This is a genomic window from Arthrobacter sp. E44 (assembly GCF_041877125.1).
Lineage (GTDB): Bacteria > Actinomycetota > Actinomycetes > Actinomycetales > Micrococcaceae > Arthrobacter.
Genome location: NZ_JBHDJA010000005.1, coordinates 130807 through 146661, shown reverse-complemented (window position 1 = coordinate 146661; position 15855 = coordinate 130807). Strand labels below are relative to the sequence as shown.

The window sequence follows — 15855 nt, the reverse complement described above, 5'->3', positions numbered from 1 at the left end:
AGTTATCCACAGGCAGAAGGCCCCCCGATGCATTGTCTACCATCCGGAACACGACAAAAGAAGTCATAAAGGAAGCCGGCGCACAAAGGTGCGCCGGCTCCCAATCAATAAACTTCTACTTCTGGGCGGGAAGCACCAGCTCCCCCGTCTTATCAGTCGACAAGGCGAGCGAAGAAACATACTGCGCGCCGCCGTCGGACGCGTCTTGTGCGGAACGCACCATGTCCGGACGCTCGAACTCCAGGCCGGTTACGTGGCACAGGAGTTTGCCGTCGCTGGGGTTCCCGTCGGCGTCGAACATTGGCAGGTCGATCCCGTCGTCAACACGCCGCAGGTAGAACCGCCCGCGGGTCAGCACGGCCAGGACCGGCGGCAGCACGAGCGCCAGGCCCACCGCGAAGATCGGCGAGTAGGGCTGGATGGCGGCACCGAACGCCCCGAAGAACACCGCGATGGAAACGCCTGCGGACACCAGCATGGACACAAACCCCACCGGGTTCACGGCATACAGCATGCCGCGGCGGAACTCCGGCACCTTGGGCGAAATCTTGAGCAGGTACTTGTTGATGGCGATATCGGACGCCACCGTGACCACCCAGGCCATGGCGCAGTTGGCGTAGAACCCGAGGATGGTGTTCAGGAAGTCGAACATGTTGGCTTCCATCAGAACCAGTGCGATCAGCAGATTCACCACCACGAACACCATCCGCCCCGGGTACGTCTTGGTGATGCGCGTAAAGGAGTTGGTCCACGCCAGCGAACCGGAGTACGCGTTGGTGACGTTGATCTTGATCTGGGAGATGACCACCAGCACCACCGCCAGCGTCATGGCCAGCCACGCCGGCATCATCTCCTGATACACGCCCAGGAACTGGTGCACCGGCTCGTTGGCGGTGGCCGAGGCGGCGGGATCCAGGGAAGCGATCAGGTAGATGGCGATGAACAGGCCCACGATCTGCTTGATGGCCCCGAAAATCACCCAGCCCGGCCCGGCCAGGATTACGGCCCGCCACCAGGCGCCCCGGTTGGCGGCGGTGCGCGGCGGCATGAACCGGAGGTAGTCGATCTGCTCGGCGATCTGCGCCATCAGGGACAGGCACACGCCGGCGGCCAGCATCACGGATGCAAGGTTGGGGCCGCTGTCACCGGACTCGCCGGTGTAGGCAAAGAAGCTGTTGATGCTCTCGGGGTGCGAGATCAGCAGGTAACCCACGGGCACCACCATCAGGAGCAGCCACAGCGGAGTGGTCCAGACCTGCAGTTTGGCCAGGGTGTTCATCCCGTAGATCACCAGCGGAATGATGATGACGGTGGACGCGGCGTACCCCAGCCACTGCGGAATCCCCAGTCCCAGCTCCAGCCCCTGCGCCATGATGGAGCCTTCCAGCGCGAAGAAGATGAAGGTGAAGGTGGCAAAGATGACGTTGGTGACCACCGATCCGTAGTAGCCGAAGCCGGAGCCGCGGGTGATCAGGTCCAGGTCGATGTTGTAGCGGGCCGCGTAGTAAGCCAAGGGAAAGCCTGTTGCGAAGATGACGACGGCGGCCACCAGGATTCCCAGCAGCGCGTTGACCGTGCCGTAGGAGATGCCGATGTTGGCTCCGATGGAGAAGTCCGCCAGGTAGGCGATGCCGCCCAGCGCGCTGGTGGCCACCACCCCGGCGCTCCATTTGCGGTAGGAGCGCGGCGCGAACCGCAGCGTGTAATCCTCAAGGCTTTCCTTGGTGGCGTTCAGTGCCGCGCTATTGCCCGCTGTCGGGGTTGCCGGAGAACGTCCGACGACGGCGGCATCAGCAGGTGCCGCAGGTTCCAGCAGTTGCGTTGTTTCTGTGTCGTTGCCCATTGGGTGCGTCGCTTTCTTTCGCATTCAGCCGTGATGACTCTGCATGCGACGCTATCCAGCCGGAAAGACAACGCGGTCACAGGCCTGTTTCCGAAGTGTTAAGCCTTGACGGAGGTGTCACAAAGGGGCGGGAATTGCGGGTCCAAAGCCTCTGGCGCATTTCTACTTGAGGTAGAACAATGGCCGCATGATGTTTGAACACGCGGACGGCAATCCCGTCCTGGAACTCGATGATGAGCAATCGTGGCGTCTTCTGGCTGCGACGCAGCACGGGCGGCTGGTGGTCTCTGTAGCGGGGGAACCCGACATCTTCCCCGTGAACTACGTGACCTCGAACCGGAAGGTCTATTTGCGGACCGCCCCCGGGAACAAGCTCGCGCAGCTGACCATCAACTCCAAGGTGCTGTTCGAAACTGACGGCATCCTGTCGCAGGAGGCATGGTCCGTGATCCTCCGCGGGACCGCACGGGTGCTCAGCAACTCGGCTGAGCTTGCGGCCATCGAGGAACTCGGCCTGAAGACCTGGGTTCCCACCCTGAAGGACTTTTACGTGGAGATTGAGCCGAAGTCCGTCAGCGGCCGCCACTTCGTGTTCGGCGAACAACCGGAACGGGATATCTAGGGACTCCTAGACTGGAGGAATGGCGGACAAGCCCACTGCAGACAAGCTCACCCCCGAGCAGCGCAGCTGGAACATGTCCCGGATCCGGGGCAAGAACACCAAGCCCGAACTACTGGTGCGCGGGATCCTGCATGCCAAGGGCTACCGGTATCGCCTGCACGGCAGGTCCGGCGGCACCAAACTGCCGGGCAACCCGGACCTTGTCTTCGCCGGGCGGCACAAGGTGATCTTCGTGAACGGCTGCTTCTGGCATTTCCACGACTGCCGGGTGGGCCTGCACGCACCGAAAGCCAACGCGGAGTTCTGGGATGCAAAGCGGACCCGGACCCGCGAGCGCGACGCCGGCCAGCGCCGGCAACTGGAAGACGCCGGCTGGGAAGTGTTGACCGTCTGGGAGTGTGAGCTGAAGGATCGTTCAGCCCTCGAGTCCCAGTTGGTGCACTTCCTCGAAGCCGGCGCCTGACAGATAGCTGGCGGAGCCTGACAGTTGAATGGCGCCTGACGGCTGGATCTTGAGCCAATCTTTAGCTGTTTCCGTCACCGTCCTTGATCCTGGACAGGCAGGATGGACGGGTTGCCGCGATCAGGCAGCCCACACTGGCGGTTTCGGAGCAGCTATCCCCTATCCCCTAGCTTCTCCGGGCCAGCAGTGCGGACTTGAAGGCGGACGCCGACGAGTCGCTGCTGTTGATGCGCCAGTCTGTTTCCTTCTGCATATGGAACCAGACGAAGCCCATCACGTCCGGCTGGGCAGCCAGATAGGACACCAGGTCCGTGTTCCAGGAGGCCTTGGAACCACCCAGCTCGCTGGAGGCCGTCTCGGCAATCAGGACCGGCTTGCCCGGTGCCAGGCTGCGGAGCTGGGAGATGCCGGGGGCAAGGAGATCCACTGGGGAAACCCAGCTGCTCCAGGTTTGCGAGGTGCCCCAGTTGTAGCCGTCCAGGGCCACAATGTCCACGTAGCCTGCGCCCGGGTACAGGCCGGCCAGGTCAGTCGAGCCCCAGTAGGGCACGTTCGGCGACCACACCCACTGGACGTTACTGGCACCCGTAGCGGCAACAACATCGTGAACATGCCGCCATGCAGCCACGTACTCTCCCGCCTGGTTGCCATTGACGCCTTCGGCCCACGGATACCAGTTGCCATTCATTTCGTGCGCGAAACGCAGCATGACCGGCTTGCCCCAGCCCGCCAGGGACTGGCCCCACTGGCTGATGTACGCATCAAAGTCCCCTGCGGTAATCCGTGCCAACGAGTAGGCGGGCTGATCCACTCCGCCTCCCCATGCCCACGGCTCCCAAGTGACCAAGGGTGTGGCTCCGCGCGAGCGGACGGCATCCAACTCAGTGATCGGCGGGGCCTGCAGGAAATCCTTGTAGCTCATCACCACGGAAGGGATTTCCCCTGCCAGGCTGGCCACCTCGTCCAGCTCAGTACTGGCCAGCGGTCCTCCCGGCGTTGCCACCCCGAAGCGCAGAGGGGCTGAACTGATGGTTGGCGCAGGTGCGGCCGCTGGAGCGGGAGCCGCCTGCACCACAAACGTTGCTGACGCCTTGATGGACGATGTCTTGGCAGTAATGGTGAGGTTTCCGGTGGATGCGGCCGGAATGGTGATGCCGGTGCTGAAAGCGCCGGTCGATGTGGTTTGGAACGCGAAAGTGGTGGAACCCACGATCACTGTGCCCGTGGTGGCGGCTTTGAACCCGGTTCCGGTGACAGTGACGGCGGAACCGGCGGGACCGGACGCCGGATTGAGCGTGATTTGCGGTGTGGTCGCTGCGCTGGCCGGCTGGACGATGGACAAAGCCAGCCCGGCCCCGATTATGAGCGCGACAAATAAGGTCCTAAGTGTTCGGAACACGGCAATCTATCCCCAGATTGAAAAGGCGGCTATGGCCGCTGATGACGTCAATGCGAAAAAGCACTGGCATCGATCCTATGGCCCAAAAACCGCAGTCCCATCAAGAAAACCACAATTCTTCCCGAGTCTTCTGCGAGGTTGCGGGAACGGTCCTAACCTGAAACAGAACAAGATCCCCCGCCTAAACACCCTGTTTTCGGGTCCCCAAATCCAGCAGAAAGGAGTGTCGTGAGCACGTCGGATGATGCGCCAAGGCCGCTGGTGGACCAGTCCGTCCTGGACCGGCTACGGGAAGAACTCGAGGAGGAAGAAGGCTACAGCCGGATCTTCGTTGGGAATTTCATCGAGTTCCTGCCGCAACGGCTGGGCCGGTTGCGGCTTGCCCTGACTACCGGCGACCTGGACGGCTCCATGGACGCAGTCCTGAGCCTTAAGACCTCAAGCCAAATGGTGGGCGCCGAGCGCTTGGCCGGCCTGGCCCTGGAACTCGAGAACGAGATCCGCGCCGAAGCCCGCCACGCTGACATGGCGGTGGCGTTGCCCAGGCTGGCCGCCACCTACTTGCGACCCATCACCCAGTGCAGCAGGCAAACCATGCATCGGTTGCAGGCTCAGTGCTGTCCCGGCGCCAAACGGTAGCCCACCCCGCGGACCGTCTGCAGCCACCGCGGCTGCTGCGGCGAGTCACCCAGCTTCTTGCGCAGGTTTCCCATGTGGACCTCCACGGACCGTTCGTCGGCCTCGCTGATGTAGCTGCCGACGTCGTAATCCTCATCCCGGAGCCGCCGCACCAGGTCCGATTTGGTGCGGACTGTCCGGCCCGCTTCCAGCAGCGCGTACAGCAGTTCGAACTCGGTGCGCGTCAGGTTCATCTCTTTGCCGTCGACGGCGACGGTCCGCGAGGCGTAGCTGAGCTCCAGGCCATTGTGGCTGAAGTTTCCACGCTCCGGGTGGGCCGCGCTGTCCGGGGAAGCATCAACGGCAACGTCGCCGGGGTCGGGAACAGACCGCGGACGGCGCATCATGGCCGCAACCCGGGCCCGCAGTTCCCGCGGGCGGAACGGCTTGGTGAGGTAGTCGTCCGCGCCTGATTCCAGCCCGATGAGGGTGTCCAGTTCCTCGGTCCGCGCCGTGAGCATCACGATGTAGGCGTCCGAAAACTCGCGGATCTGCCGGGACACCTCAAAACCGTCGATGTCCGGCAAGCCCAGGTCCAGGGTGATGACATCAGGATTCAAGCTTTTGGCCATCAGGACGCCCTCGGCGCCGCCACTGGCGACAGTGACGTCAAATCCAGCCTGGGTCAGCACAGTGCGAACCAGCTCCCGAATGTCGTGGTCATCCTCGATGACCAGACCCACACGTGCCTCACTCATAGAGCCCCCTCAGTGCCAACGTCAGAAGTATAGCTGGCTGCGGATATCCTGCTGGTATGGTCTCGCACAGCCCGACGTCCGCGTCTTCCGCGCCATGAGCAACCCCACGGCCTGGTCTTCCGGACGGCTGCGTTTTTTCAAGCGGCCCTTCCATGAATACCGGCTGTCCGACCGGGTGGCCCTGAGCCAAATGCCGCTGTTCGTGACCACGATCCTGACCGCCCTGCTGGTGTGGGCGTTCTTCCCGGTCACCATGAACAACCCCTTGTTCGTCGCGTTCCTCATCTCGCAGCTGGCCATCATGGCGCTTTGCTACGTCATTCCATGGGAACGGCTGCCCTACACCAGCTTCCTGGCCATCCCACTGCTGGACTTCGTTTCCATCGCGGCGGGCAGGGAGGGCGGCCAGGAAAGCCTCACGGGGATCAGTCTGCTGGCGGTGTTTCCGGTGATTTGGCTCTGCGCCTCCGGATACTACCCTCGGGCTTCCTTGTGGCTGTCCTTCCTGGGGCCGCTGGCCATCATCTGGGTTCCGTTGCTCCTGAAAGGCGACTACACCCCGCAGGACTTTGCCCGCTCCCTGCTCCTGCCCGTCATGATGCTGGGCATCGGAGTGTCGGTCAGCGTCCTGACCTTGAGCATGATGCGCCAGCAGCAGGAGCTGGAGGACAAGGACGAGCAACTTCGGGCCAGCCTGCGCACCAGCAAGCGCCAGGAATCGCTGCTGAACACCATCCTGGACACCGTGCACCTGGGCGTCCTGGCGGTTGACGCCGACGGCCATGACATCCTGATGAACCGCAAGCAGCGCGCCAATCACGAACTGGCCCGGCCAAAGAACATCGCGGATCCCAACGAGTCGCAGCTCTTGGTCTTTGGGGCAGACCGAAAAACCCTGATCCCCGTCCAGGAGCGTCCGGTACGGCGCGCCGTCCTGGGAGAGACCTTCACCGATTTCCTGGTCTGGCTCGGCGAAGGGAACGACCAGCGGGCACTGGTAACCACGGCACGCGCCATGAGGGACTCCGACGGCAAGTTCACCGGCTCAGTGATCGTCTTCAGCGACGTAACTGACCTGGTCAACGCGCTCACCGCCAAGGATGACTTTGTCTCCAGCGTCTCCCATGAATTCCGCACCCCGCTGACCTCCATCCTTGGCTATGTGGAGATTCTGCTCGCCGACGAACCGGAGGAACCGCAGCGCGAAATGCTGGAAATCATCCGCCGCAATTCCGAGCGGCTCCTGACCCTGGTTTCGGACCTGCTGTCCAGCCGGAACGGCCAGCTGATCGTCACGCCGCACGCCGTGGATGTCGCCGACCTCGTCCGGAACAGCGTGTCCTCGGCAATGCCCCGGGCGGCAGCGGCCGGCGTCGAACTGCGGGCCGAAACCCCGGAGCAGCTGGAGGCCCACGTGGACAGCGCGCGCATCTCGCAGGTCCTGGACAACTTGGTGTCCAACGCCATCAAGTACTCCCCGGACGGCGGCAAAGTGGTGGTGTCGCTGGCGCGGGAGGACGGGCACCTGGCCTGCCGCGTCGCGGACACCGGTATGGGAATGACCCCGGAGGACGCCTCCGAGGTGTTTGCCAAGTTCTTCCGCACCAGCAGCGTCCGGCGCACCGCCATCCCCGGCGTGGGCCTGGGGCTGCCCATCAGCAAGGCGATCGTCGAGGCACACGGCGGCACCATCGACGTGGAGAGCACCCTGGGCAAGGGAACAACCTTTACGTTCCGCGTGCCGGTCTGATCCCCGCCTGCACCCTAACCTCGCAGGCTCGGCCAGGGAGCCCGGCAGGCGTGGGCCGACCGACGGCGGACTGCCGGGCGCATCAGCCGTTCCGGGCTTGGCGGACCACTTCGCCCCATGACTGGCGGGCGAGTTCCTGGACTGAGGCAAGGATGCCCGACGGCGGCTGGCTGAGGTCCAGCGGGAACTCCACGATGTCGATGTCGGTGTTCAGGATGCGGCGGAGTTTCACTTCGCCCTTGCCTGCATAGATCAGCCAGGCGGTGGGCACGGCCAGCGCGGTGCAGTGGGCCAGCATCTGGTAATGGTCGGCCGTCAGCGACGCCCCTGCATCAGATGCCGCCCGGTACTTCGTGTTGTAGGCCACCACGGGGCGCCCGCCCAGCAGGTGGACCGCATCCGGTCTCACGGAGAGCCGGTCGGAATCGCGCACTGCCTCGCTGAGGAGGGTGTTGTAGCGCAGCCGGAGCTCACCAGGGTAGGCCGCCATGGCGCTGCGCAGTGCGGTTCCCACGAAGTCCTCGAACACCTGCGCCATGTCCACCACGAACGAAGCCGTCCGCTGCCTGCCCTCACCGGCTTCCGCGGACGCGTTGCGCAGGATCAGGTCGGCCAGGCGCAGCACGGCGTGATAGCGCAGGTTCATCCTTGTTGGCTTCCACGGCGGCACCGGGGCGCCGGCTGGAAGGCGCGTGACGCCGTCGAGCTTTCCCTTCAGCTGGCGCAGCCGGCCCAGCACTTCGGGCCGCACCCCCGGCACCTGCCCCATCCGCTCAAGCGCGGCGCGCAGGATCCGGTTTTCGGCGATGTCCTCGGTGAACTCGTCATAGGAGACCTCCAAGGGAACCAGCATGCCCGGGCGCCGGGAGATCTGGTCCGAAATCCGGATCCGCCCCTTCACGGTCCGCAGGGACTCATCCACAGTGAGGTAGCCCTGCAGGAGGCCGCGACCCAGGGCGCGTTCAGCCAGCTGCGCCAGCGACTCGGCCAGCGCGCTCCACAGGTCCCGGTCCTCGGTTGCCGCCACCAAATCCGGCCGGAAGCCCTGCTCCCCCGCGTAACTGAGCAGGAACAGGAGCCGGCTCAGTCCCAGCCGGTCCTTGGGCCGGACGTCGAGCTGGACCGTGGCAGTGCGAACGGAGCCCACCTTGCCCACCGGCTCGATCCGGTACAACCCCATGCCCATCGGGGAAGTTTTGGCCAGGCCGCTGGAGTTCAGGACGGAAGCGCTTGGTGCGTCCAGCCGTTCCACCAGGCCGCTGGACAGCTCATCGAGGACCAGGTGGCGCACCGCACCGGTTGAAATGCCGGCCGCCCGCGGATCAGCGCGCTGCAATGCGTCCCAGCAGCTGGTCCAGCCCGAACCGTTCTTCCAGCTGCGCGCGCGTCAGCTGGCCGTGGTAGTGCTCCTCCAGCAGCGGCATCAGCTCGTACTTGAAGATCCGTCGCAGCCCGGCAGGGGTCTGGGCCGCGGGCTTCATGAAGTACGACGGCCCGATCATCAGGTCCCGGTCCCACTCATCGATGGCCCCGTTCAGCGCGTCCAGCAGCAGCGCCGGGGCGGTGTCCAGCTGGCGGGCCTCAAGGAACCTCAGCAGCGACCCCTTCACCGGTTCCGTCTGCGGATGCAGTTCGATGAAGGAGAACCGGCGGCGGATGGCGGCGTCCATCATGGCGATGGACCGGTCCGCCGTGTTCATGGTGCCGATGATGTACAGGTTGTCCGGCAGCGTGAACGGCTCGTTGGGGCTGTACTGCAGGTAGATCCGGTCATCCCGGTACTCCAGCAGGAAGTACAGCTCGCCGAACACCTTGGCCAGGTTGGCGCGGTTCATCTCATCGATGATCAGGAAGTACGGCTTTTTCTCGTTCCCGGGCTTGGCGGCTTCCTCAGCCAGCCGCCGCAGCGGACCCGCCACCAGTTTGAAGGACACCTGCCCGTCGTCGGTCTTGTCCGGCCGGTAGCCCTCGAAGAAATCCTCGTAGGCGTAGGACGGATGGAACTGGACCAGCTTGACGCGTTCGTCCGTGGTGTCGTCCGCCAGCTCGGCCGCCAGGTGCTTGGCCAGGTAGGTCTTGCCGGTGCCGGGCGGGCCGTAAAGGACCAGCTGCCGGTTCTCCTCCAGCAGATCGGCGATCTCCTGCAGAGGTTCCAGCTCCATGTGCAGCGACGCGGCGAATTCCTGCGTCAGCGGACGGAAGCCCTCCTGCACAGGGAGGACGACGGCGGCAGCGTCGGTATCGCCGTCGGGCTCGGTTTCCGCCTCGGCGGGGAGCAGTGCCTGCAGTGCCTGCACCACCCGGGTGGCGTCAACCACGATGCCGGGGGTGGCCAGCTGCCGCTGGACGTGCCGGGGAAGGCTGGTGGTGGCGTGCCCGTCGTCGAACCAGCGCACCTTGCGCCGCAGCCGGCGGTTGTCGTCGTTGTACTCGGGCTCCCCCAGCACCCCGCCCAGCCGCACCGTTCCGGCGTGCTGGTAGAGCACCAGGTCGCCGGGCTTCATGACGGTCAGGAACGCAAACACGGCGGTCTTGGTGTCCTCTCGCTCCACGTAGCCGAGGTGCTTGTAGTCCTCGTCAACGGCGTGCTGCACCACGCCGGCGGTGACGCCGGGCTCCAGCAGGCGGAGGTGTTCGACGTCGAGCGTCACCTTCTCCTCGCCATGCCAGGCGGTAAGCAGCTCGGCGTTGTCGCTGTGCGTCCGGAGCAGCCAGGCACGCCGCCCGGGGTCGCCCACCTTGCGCCACTGGCTGACCAGTTGGCGGGAGTACCAGTCGATGCGCTGGCCCGCCTGTTCGTCCAGGTGCAGCCGGATACGGTGGATATCGGCGGTTATGTCCTCTTCGCTGTCTCCCCTGGCGCCGCCCACGAGCGACGCAAAGGCATCCCGGATTTCCTGCCGTTCCACGTCCGCCACCACCGGCTCGAAGTAGCTGGGCCAGGCCAGGAACTCGATGCTGCGCCGGATGGCCGGCTGGTCATCCGGCGTGGATGCGGCGAGGCGGTGGAACTGCAGCGGGTCCTTGAGGGCTGCCTGCACTACGCTGGCCGGCCGCTGCGCGACGTTCCGGACGAACCGGCACAACCACCTGAGGTGGTCCCAGATGGTCCAGTTGAATTCGGCGGTGCGGTCGCGGATGACACCGTGGTCCGTCATCCCGGCGTACAGCTCTTCGGGTAGTTCCAGCGGTGGCTCCAGCCAGCCTGCGGCCTCCGCCACCCGGGCGCGCTTGACCTTCAGCGACTTCACCTCGTGTGCCAGCGGAAGGGACTGCAGGAAGAGCAGCTCCACGGCCAACTGCTTGGCCCCGCGGGTGGCACCCTCCAGGTTCTCGCGGAGGTTGGTCATCATCGGCGCCTTGGAGTCAACGATGCCCCGTTCCAGCCGGTCAAGCAGCTCGGCGGCAGCCGGAACGGACCACGTCCTGGTGCGGCCGTCCAGGGGTGACGCCTTGCCCTGCAGGCCCGGCCCCAGCACGAACCACGCCGCATCCTCGATCTCCTTGGAGATGCCGAGGGCGCGGGTCATGGCAACAGTGGCAGTGGGGGTCATGCCCCCAAATTTACAGGGTCTGGCTGGGCGCACGCTCCACGGTGGCTGAACCGGGCACCGCCAGGCCGGCTATTTTCCGGTGGCGGAGTGCTTCCTTCCGAAGATGAAGTAGCCCATGGGCCCGATGAAGTTAACGAAGGACGCTGCCCGCCACGCAGCCTTCGGCCCGTTGATCTGGTCGGCAGGGCGGTGGGAAATGTCCCGCTGGGCCGCAACCAGCAGGGATACCTGGACGATCGCGGTGAGGATGGTGCCCACCTTCCTGCCCGGCGACATCTCCTTCCAGGTCTTCTTCTTCCCTGAGGCGCGGGTCTTGTTCTTGGCCATCGGGCTTCCTTTCGCTGTAGGTAATGGTCCAGTTCAGTGTTTCCAGTCCACTGGTTTCCGGGCAGTCCTGACCAGAGTCTTAGTGCCTGTAGGGAGCCATCCGTTCTTTTTGCTCCTGGGTGAGCCGTTGCACGCGACCCGTGGCTTCATCAACGAAGGCCAGGTGGCTGCTCGCCTTCACGCAGTCCTCCCCGGTCACGGGGTCCTGGACCACGTAATGGATGTCAAAGCTGGCTCCCTTGACGGCGCCGATCCAGACCTGGACCAGGGCCGGAACGTTGCGGTACTCCAGGGTCCGGACATAGCGGATCTTGTGGTCAACGATCAAAGCAAGCGTGCCCTCCGGGACATCGTTGAACAGCGACACCGGGGGCTCGATACCGGGACGACCCGTACCCCGCGGTGGCCCAAAGGCTGCGATCCGCGCTTCCTCCAGCATCCGCACGATCTGGACGTTGTTGATGTGGCCGTAGGCGTCCATGTCGCCCCAGCGCATCGGGACAAGGACCTCGATGCGCTGGCCACCGTGCGCGCTCAGCTGCGCACCGCCGTCGAATCATCCAACAGCATTTCCCCGGCGTCCGCACCCGCGAACTGTGACATGTAGAGGCGGTGGTAGGCGCCGCCGGCTGCGAGCAGCACCTGGTGGTTGCCCTGTTCCACGATTCGTCCGTTTTCCATGACCAGGATCGTATCTGCATCGCGGATGGTGGAGAGCCGGTGCGCGATCACAAAGCTGGTCCGGTCGGAGCGCAGCGCCGCCATGGCCTTCTGCACCAGCAGTTCGGTGCGGGTGTCCACGGAACTGGTGGCCTCATCCAGGATCAGCAGCGAGGGGTTGGCCACGAAGGCGCGGGCGATGGTGATCAGCTGCTTTTCGCCCGCGCTGACGTTGTTGCCTTCTTCATCGATCACGGTGTCGTAGCCTTCCGGCAGGGCGCGGACGAAGCGGTCCACGAAGGTGGCCCTGGCAGCTGCGATGACCTGCTCCTCTGTGGCGTTGAGGTTGCCGTAGCGGATGTTGTCGTAAATGGACCCGCCGAAGAGCCAGGCATCCTGCAGCACCATGCCCACCTTGGAGCGTAGCTCGGAGCGGCTGAGGTGGGTGACATCCACGCCGTCCAGCATGATGGAGCCGGAGTTGAGCTCGTAGAAGCGCATCACCAGGTTCACCAGGGTGGTCTTTCCGGCTCCTGTGGGGCCCACGATCGCCACCGTGTTGCCCGGCTCTGCCGTGAAGGAGAGGTTCTCGATGAGCGGCTTGTCCGGGGTGTAGCTGAAGGTAACGTTCTTGATGTCCACGTGTCCGTCGGTCTTGGCCGGCAGGTGTTCGGTGGCGGTTTCGGCGTCCTGTTCGTCGGCGTCAAGGAACTCGAAGACACGCTCCGAGGACGCCACCCCGGACTGGAGCATGTTGGCCATGCCGGCCATCTGGCCCAGCGGCTGGGTGAACTCGCGGGAGTACTGGATGAATGCGGTGGCATCGCCCAGGGACATGGCGCCGGAGGCCACGCGGAGTCCGCCCACCACCGCGATGCCCACGTAGCTGAGGTAGGACACGAACTGCATGACGGGGAAGATGATCCCGGAGACGAACTGCGCGCCGAAGCTTGCCTTGTAGAGGGCTTCGTTGCGTTCTTCGAACCGTGCCAGCATGTCCGCATCCCGGCCGAAGACGCGCACCAGGTCGTGCCCGGAGAAGGACTCCTCGATCTGGCCGTTCAGCGACCCGGTGTTCTTCCATTGGGCGGCGAACAGTTTTTGGCTCCGGGCTCCGATCAGGCCGGCGGCCACGCCGGACAACGGGAGGGCGATCAGGGCAATCAGGGCAAGCTGCCAGGAGACGATGAACATCATGATCACGATGCCCAGGACGGTCAGCACGGAGTTGACCAGCTGGGCGAAAGCCTGTTGGAGTGCCTGCTGGATGTTGTCGACGTCGTTGGTCACCCGGGACAGCACATCGCCGCGCTGCCGGGTATCGAAGTAGTTCAGCGGCAGGCGGTTGAGCTTGTTCTCGGTATCGTCACGCAGGCGGCGGATGACCTTCATGACGATGCGGTTCAGGACGTAGCCCTGCAGCCACATGAAGATATTCGCGACGAAGTACATCAGCAGGACAATGGCGATGAGCATGGTGAGCTTGTCGAAGTTGATGCCCGTGCCGGGCACCAGCTCCATGCGGGCCACCATGTCGGCGAAGTTGTCCTGGCCCTGTTGGCGCAGCCCGGCAACGAACTGCTCCTTGCTGGCTCCGGCGGGCAGCTGCTTTCCCACTACCCCGGCGAAGATGACATCCATGGCCTGGCCCAGGATCTTGGGCGCAATGACGTTGAGGACCACGGAGACCACCACCAGGCCCACCACCGCGTAGATACCCAGGGCTTCGGGCTTCAGCAGGCCCATCAGCCGTTTCGCAGATGGCCAGAAGTGCTCGGCTTTCTTGGCGGGCATGCCGCCGAACATGTCCCCGTCCGCTTCGGAGGGGGTGAACTCCTCCTCGAGGAAGTCGTCGTCTTCATGCCCGGCGCCGGCAGCCACCGCGGATTCGGGGGCGGCCTCTTCCACGGGGGCGGAGTCCTTCTTGCGGGGGCTCATGCCACTTCCTCCACACTCAGCTGGGATTCGACAATTTCCTGGTACGTGGGCGAGGTTTCCAGGAGTTCCTCGTGCGTGCCACGGTCCACGATGCGTCCGTTGTCCAGCACCAGGATCTGGTCGGCCTCGGTGATGGTGGAGATCCGCTGGGCCACGATGATGACGGTGGCATCCCTGGTAATGGCCTTGAGGGCGGCCCGGAGCCGGGCGTCAGTGGCCACGTCCAGGGCCGAGAACGAGTCGTCAAAGAGGTAGACGCGGGGTTTGGTCACGAGCGCACGCGCAATGCACAGGCGCTGGCGCTGTCCGCCGGAGACGTTGGTGCCGCCCTGCGAAATCCTTGCGTCCAGCCCGTTCTTCTTCTCGCGGACAAAGGACTCGCCTTGGGCTACCCGAAGGGCATCCCAGAGTTCCTGGTCCGTCGCCTCGGTCTTGCCGAACCGGAGGTTGTGTTCGATGGTGCCGGAGAACAGGTATGGACGCTGCGGCACCAACGCAACCCTCTTGGTGATCTCGGCGCGGTCCAGCCTGTCCACCGGGACACCGTCCAGCAGCACCTGCCCTTCCACGGGGTCATACAGCCGCGGCAGGAGGGACAACAGGGAGGTTTTCCCGGCGCCCGTGGACCCGATGATGGCGATGGTCTGCCCCGGGTGGGCGGTGAAGCTGATGTTGCTGAGCACCGGAGACTCGGCGCCCGGGTAGGCGAACGTGACGTTTCGGTATTCCACCGCTCCGGTGAGAGTGGCCGGAGCCTGAGGCTGCTGGGGATCGTGGATGGAGGGCTCGACGCCGAGCACCTCGCCGATGCGGTCAGCACAAACGGAGGCGCGCGGGATCATCATGGCCATGAAGGTGCCCATCATGACCGCCATCAGGATTTGCAGCAGGTACTGCAGGAACGCGGTGAGCGAGCCCACCTGCATGGCGCCGGCATCCACCCGCTGCCCGCCAAACCAGAGCACTGCCGCCGTGGACAGGTGCAGGATCATGCTGATGGCCGGAAACATCAGGACGAACAGGGCTCCGATGCGGAGCGAGACGTCCGTCAGTTCCTTATTGGCCCCGCCGAAGCGTTCGGTCTCGAACGGCTCACGCACGAAGGCCCGGACCACCCGGATACCGATGATCTGCTCGCGCAGCACGGCGTTGATGCGGTCGATCTTCCGCTGCATGGACCGGAACAGCGGCATGAGCCGGACCACCAGGTAGCCCACCACCACGGCCAGCAGGGGAACGGAGACCCAGACCAGCCAGGACAGATTAATGTCCTCGCGCAGCGCCATGATGATGCCGCCGATGCACATGATGGGGGTGGCCACCATGAAGTTCAGCCCCATGAGGAGGAGCATCTGCACCTGCTGGACATCGTTGGTGCCCCGGGTAATCAGTGTGGGCGCGCCGAACGCGTTGACATCCTTGGCGGAGAAGCTGGTGACCTTGCGGAACACCGCATGGCGCAGGTCCCGGCCCACCGCCATGGCCGTCCTCGAGCCGAAGTAGACGCCGGCGATGGCCGCTGCCACCTGGGCGAAGGCCACCAGGAGCATCACCGCGCCGGTGCGCCAGATGAAATCGGTGTCGCCGCGTGCCACGCCCTCGTCAATGATTTGCGCGTTCAGGCTGGGCAGGTACAGCGCAGCGATGGTGGCCGCGAGCTGGAAAATGACGACAGCCAGGATGTACGGCGAATACGGTTTGGAGTAGCGCCGTATGAGGGTGAGGAGCATGGACTCAACTCTAGTGATGGGCACCGACATTTGGTCCCTCGCCGGCATCTTTTCCGCCGGTGAACAGCCGGCCGAAACCGGGTTTACGGGGAGGGCGGCACCAGGCAGAGGAAGACATCACATGCAGCAAAGCCGCCGCCCGCTCCCGGAGGTCTTCCGGGTGCGGGCTGCGGCTTTGGCGTTGCCATGGCTC

The 15855-nt window shown here is 64.6% G+C and carries 13 protein-coding genes; 4 read left to right on the top strand and 9 right to left on the bottom strand.

Translation table 11 applies throughout. The features are described from left to right. Positions 1 to 115 precede the first annotated feature (115 nt). Entirely contained in the window at positions 116 to 1843 is a 1728-nt protein-coding gene (locus ACETK3_RS06720) for a cytosine permease (protein WP_236821364.1), read from the bottom strand. 187 nt (positions 1844 to 2030) lie between these two features. Here ACETK3_RS06720 and ACETK3_RS06715 point away from each other — a divergent pair, with 187 nt between their 5' ends. Together ACETK3_RS06715 and ACETK3_RS06710 are read left to right on the top strand one after the other, a co-directional pair. After that, on the top strand, positions 2031 to 2465 hold the full coding sequence (locus tag ACETK3_RS06715) for a pyridoxamine 5'-phosphate oxidase family protein (RefSeq protein WP_373992685.1): 435 nt from the start codon (positions 2031 to 2033) through the stop codon (positions 2463 to 2465). Positions 2466 to 2484: 19 nt separating this feature from the next. Further along, a complete protein-coding gene (locus ACETK3_RS06710) occupies positions 2485 to 2928 on the top strand; it encodes a very short patch repair endonuclease (RefSeq protein ID WP_236801246.1) in 444 nt (147 codons plus the stop codon). 166 nt (positions 2929 to 3094) lie between these two features. Here the strand turns inward: ACETK3_RS06710 and ACETK3_RS06705 are convergent, their stop codons facing one another. Then, positions 3095 to 4276, bottom strand: coding sequence for a glycosyl hydrolase (locus ACETK3_RS06705; protein WP_373992693.1), 1182 nt, complete (start codon positions 4274 to 4276; stop codon positions 3095 to 3097). A gap of 279 nt (positions 4277 to 4555) precedes the next feature. On the opposite strand from ACETK3_RS06705, the gene ACETK3_RS06700 reads away from it, so the two are divergent. Continuing rightward, positions 4556 to 4966 carry an Hpt domain-containing protein gene (locus tag ACETK3_RS06700; protein ID WP_236801244.1) on the top strand — a complete coding sequence of 137 codons (411 nt, stop codon included), beginning with the start codon at positions 4556 to 4558 and terminating at the stop codon, positions 4964 to 4966. On the opposite strand, the gene ACETK3_RS06695 is transcribed toward ACETK3_RS06700, so the two are convergent. Then, a complete protein-coding gene (locus tag ACETK3_RS06695; protein WP_236801243.1) occupies positions 4939 to 5703 on the bottom strand; it encodes a response regulator transcription factor in 765 nt (254 codons plus the stop codon). The two genes, ACETK3_RS06700 and ACETK3_RS06695, sit on opposite strands and share 28 nt — an antisense overlap. A gap of 94 nt (positions 5704 to 5797) precedes the next feature. Here ACETK3_RS06695 and ACETK3_RS06690 point away from each other — a divergent pair, with 94 nt between their 5' ends. Continuing rightward, positions 5798 to 7453, top strand: a complete 1656-nt coding sequence (locus ACETK3_RS06690; RefSeq protein ID WP_373992684.1) for a sensor histidine kinase — start codon at positions 5798 to 5800, stop codon at positions 7451 to 7453. 82 nt (positions 7454 to 7535) lie between these two features. Here the strand turns inward: ACETK3_RS06690 and ACETK3_RS06685 are convergent, their stop codons facing one another. The 6 genes from ACETK3_RS06685 to ACETK3_RS06660 form a co-directional block, all read right to left on the bottom strand. Further along, a complete protein-coding gene (locus tag ACETK3_RS06685) occupies positions 7536 to 8789 on the bottom strand; it encodes an McrC family protein (protein ID WP_237429917.1) in 1254 nt (417 codons plus the stop codon). Beyond that, positions 8776 to 11007, bottom strand: a complete 2232-nt coding sequence (locus ACETK3_RS06680; protein WP_237429916.1) for an McrB family protein — start codon at positions 11005 to 11007, stop codon at positions 8776 to 8778. Before ACETK3_RS06680 ends, ACETK3_RS06685 begins: the two co-directional genes overlap by 14 nt. A 69-nt stretch (positions 11008 to 11076) precedes the next feature. Beyond that, positions 11077 to 11334, bottom strand: coding sequence for a PLD nuclease N-terminal domain-containing protein (locus tag ACETK3_RS06675; RefSeq protein ID WP_237429915.1), 258 nt, complete (start codon positions 11332 to 11334; stop codon positions 11077 to 11079). A gap of 79 nt (positions 11335 to 11413) precedes the next feature. Next, complete coding sequence (locus tag ACETK3_RS06670) at positions 11414 to 11830, bottom strand: thioesterase family protein (protein WP_236801238.1); 417 nt, start codon at positions 11828 to 11830, stop codon at positions 11414 to 11416. Between the two features lie 38 nt (positions 11831 to 11868). Beyond that, positions 11869 to 13932: an ABC transporter ATP-binding protein gene (locus ACETK3_RS06665; protein ID WP_272912544.1), complete on the bottom strand. Its 2064-nt coding sequence runs from the start codon at positions 13930 to 13932 to the stop codon at positions 11869 to 11871. Beyond that, positions 13929 to 15662 carry an ABC transporter ATP-binding protein gene (locus ACETK3_RS06660; protein ID WP_237429914.1) on the bottom strand — a complete coding sequence of 578 codons (1734 nt, stop codon included), beginning with the start codon at positions 15660 to 15662 and terminating at the stop codon, positions 13929 to 13931. Before ACETK3_RS06660 ends, ACETK3_RS06665 begins: the two co-directional genes overlap by 4 nt. Positions 15663 to 15855 lie beyond the last annotated feature (193 nt).

Coding starts and splice junctions, on each gene's coding strand:
- ACETK3_RS06720 (WP_236821364.1), bottom strand. CDS start 1,843: ATGGGCAACGACACAGAAACAACGCAACTGCTGGAACCTGCGGCACCT.
- ACETK3_RS06715 (WP_373992685.1), top strand. CDS start 2,031: ATGATGTTTGAACACGCGGACGGCAATCCCGTCCTGGAACTCGATGAT.
- ACETK3_RS06710 (WP_236801246.1), top strand. CDS start 2,485: ATGGCGGACAAGCCCACTGCAGACAAGCTCACCCCCGAGCAGCGCAGC.
- ACETK3_RS06695 (WP_236801243.1), bottom strand. CDS start 5,703: ATGAGTGAGGCACGTGTGGGTCTGGTCATCGAGGATGACCACGACATT.
- ACETK3_RS06690 (WP_373992684.1), top strand. CDS start 5,798: ATGAGCAACCCCACGGCCTGGTCTTCCGGACGGCTGCGTTTTTTCAAG.
- ACETK3_RS06680 (WP_237429916.1), bottom strand. CDS start 11,007: ATGACCCCCACTGCCACTGTTGCCATGACCCGCGCCCTCGGCATCTCC.
- ACETK3_RS06675 (WP_237429915.1), bottom strand. CDS start 11,334: ATGGCCAAGAACAAGACCCGCGCCTCAGGGAAGAAGAAGACCTGGAAG.
- ACETK3_RS06670 (WP_236801238.1), bottom strand. CDS start 11,830: ATGCGCTGGGGCGACATGGACGCCTACGGCCACATCAACAACGTCCAG.
- ACETK3_RS06665 (WP_272912544.1), bottom strand. CDS start 13,932: ATGAGCCCCCGCAAGAAGGACTCCGCCCCCGTGGAAGAGGCCGCCCCC.
- ACETK3_RS06660 (WP_237429914.1), bottom strand. CDS start 15,662: ATGCTCCTCACCCTCATACGGCGCTACTCCAAACCGTATTCGCCGTAC.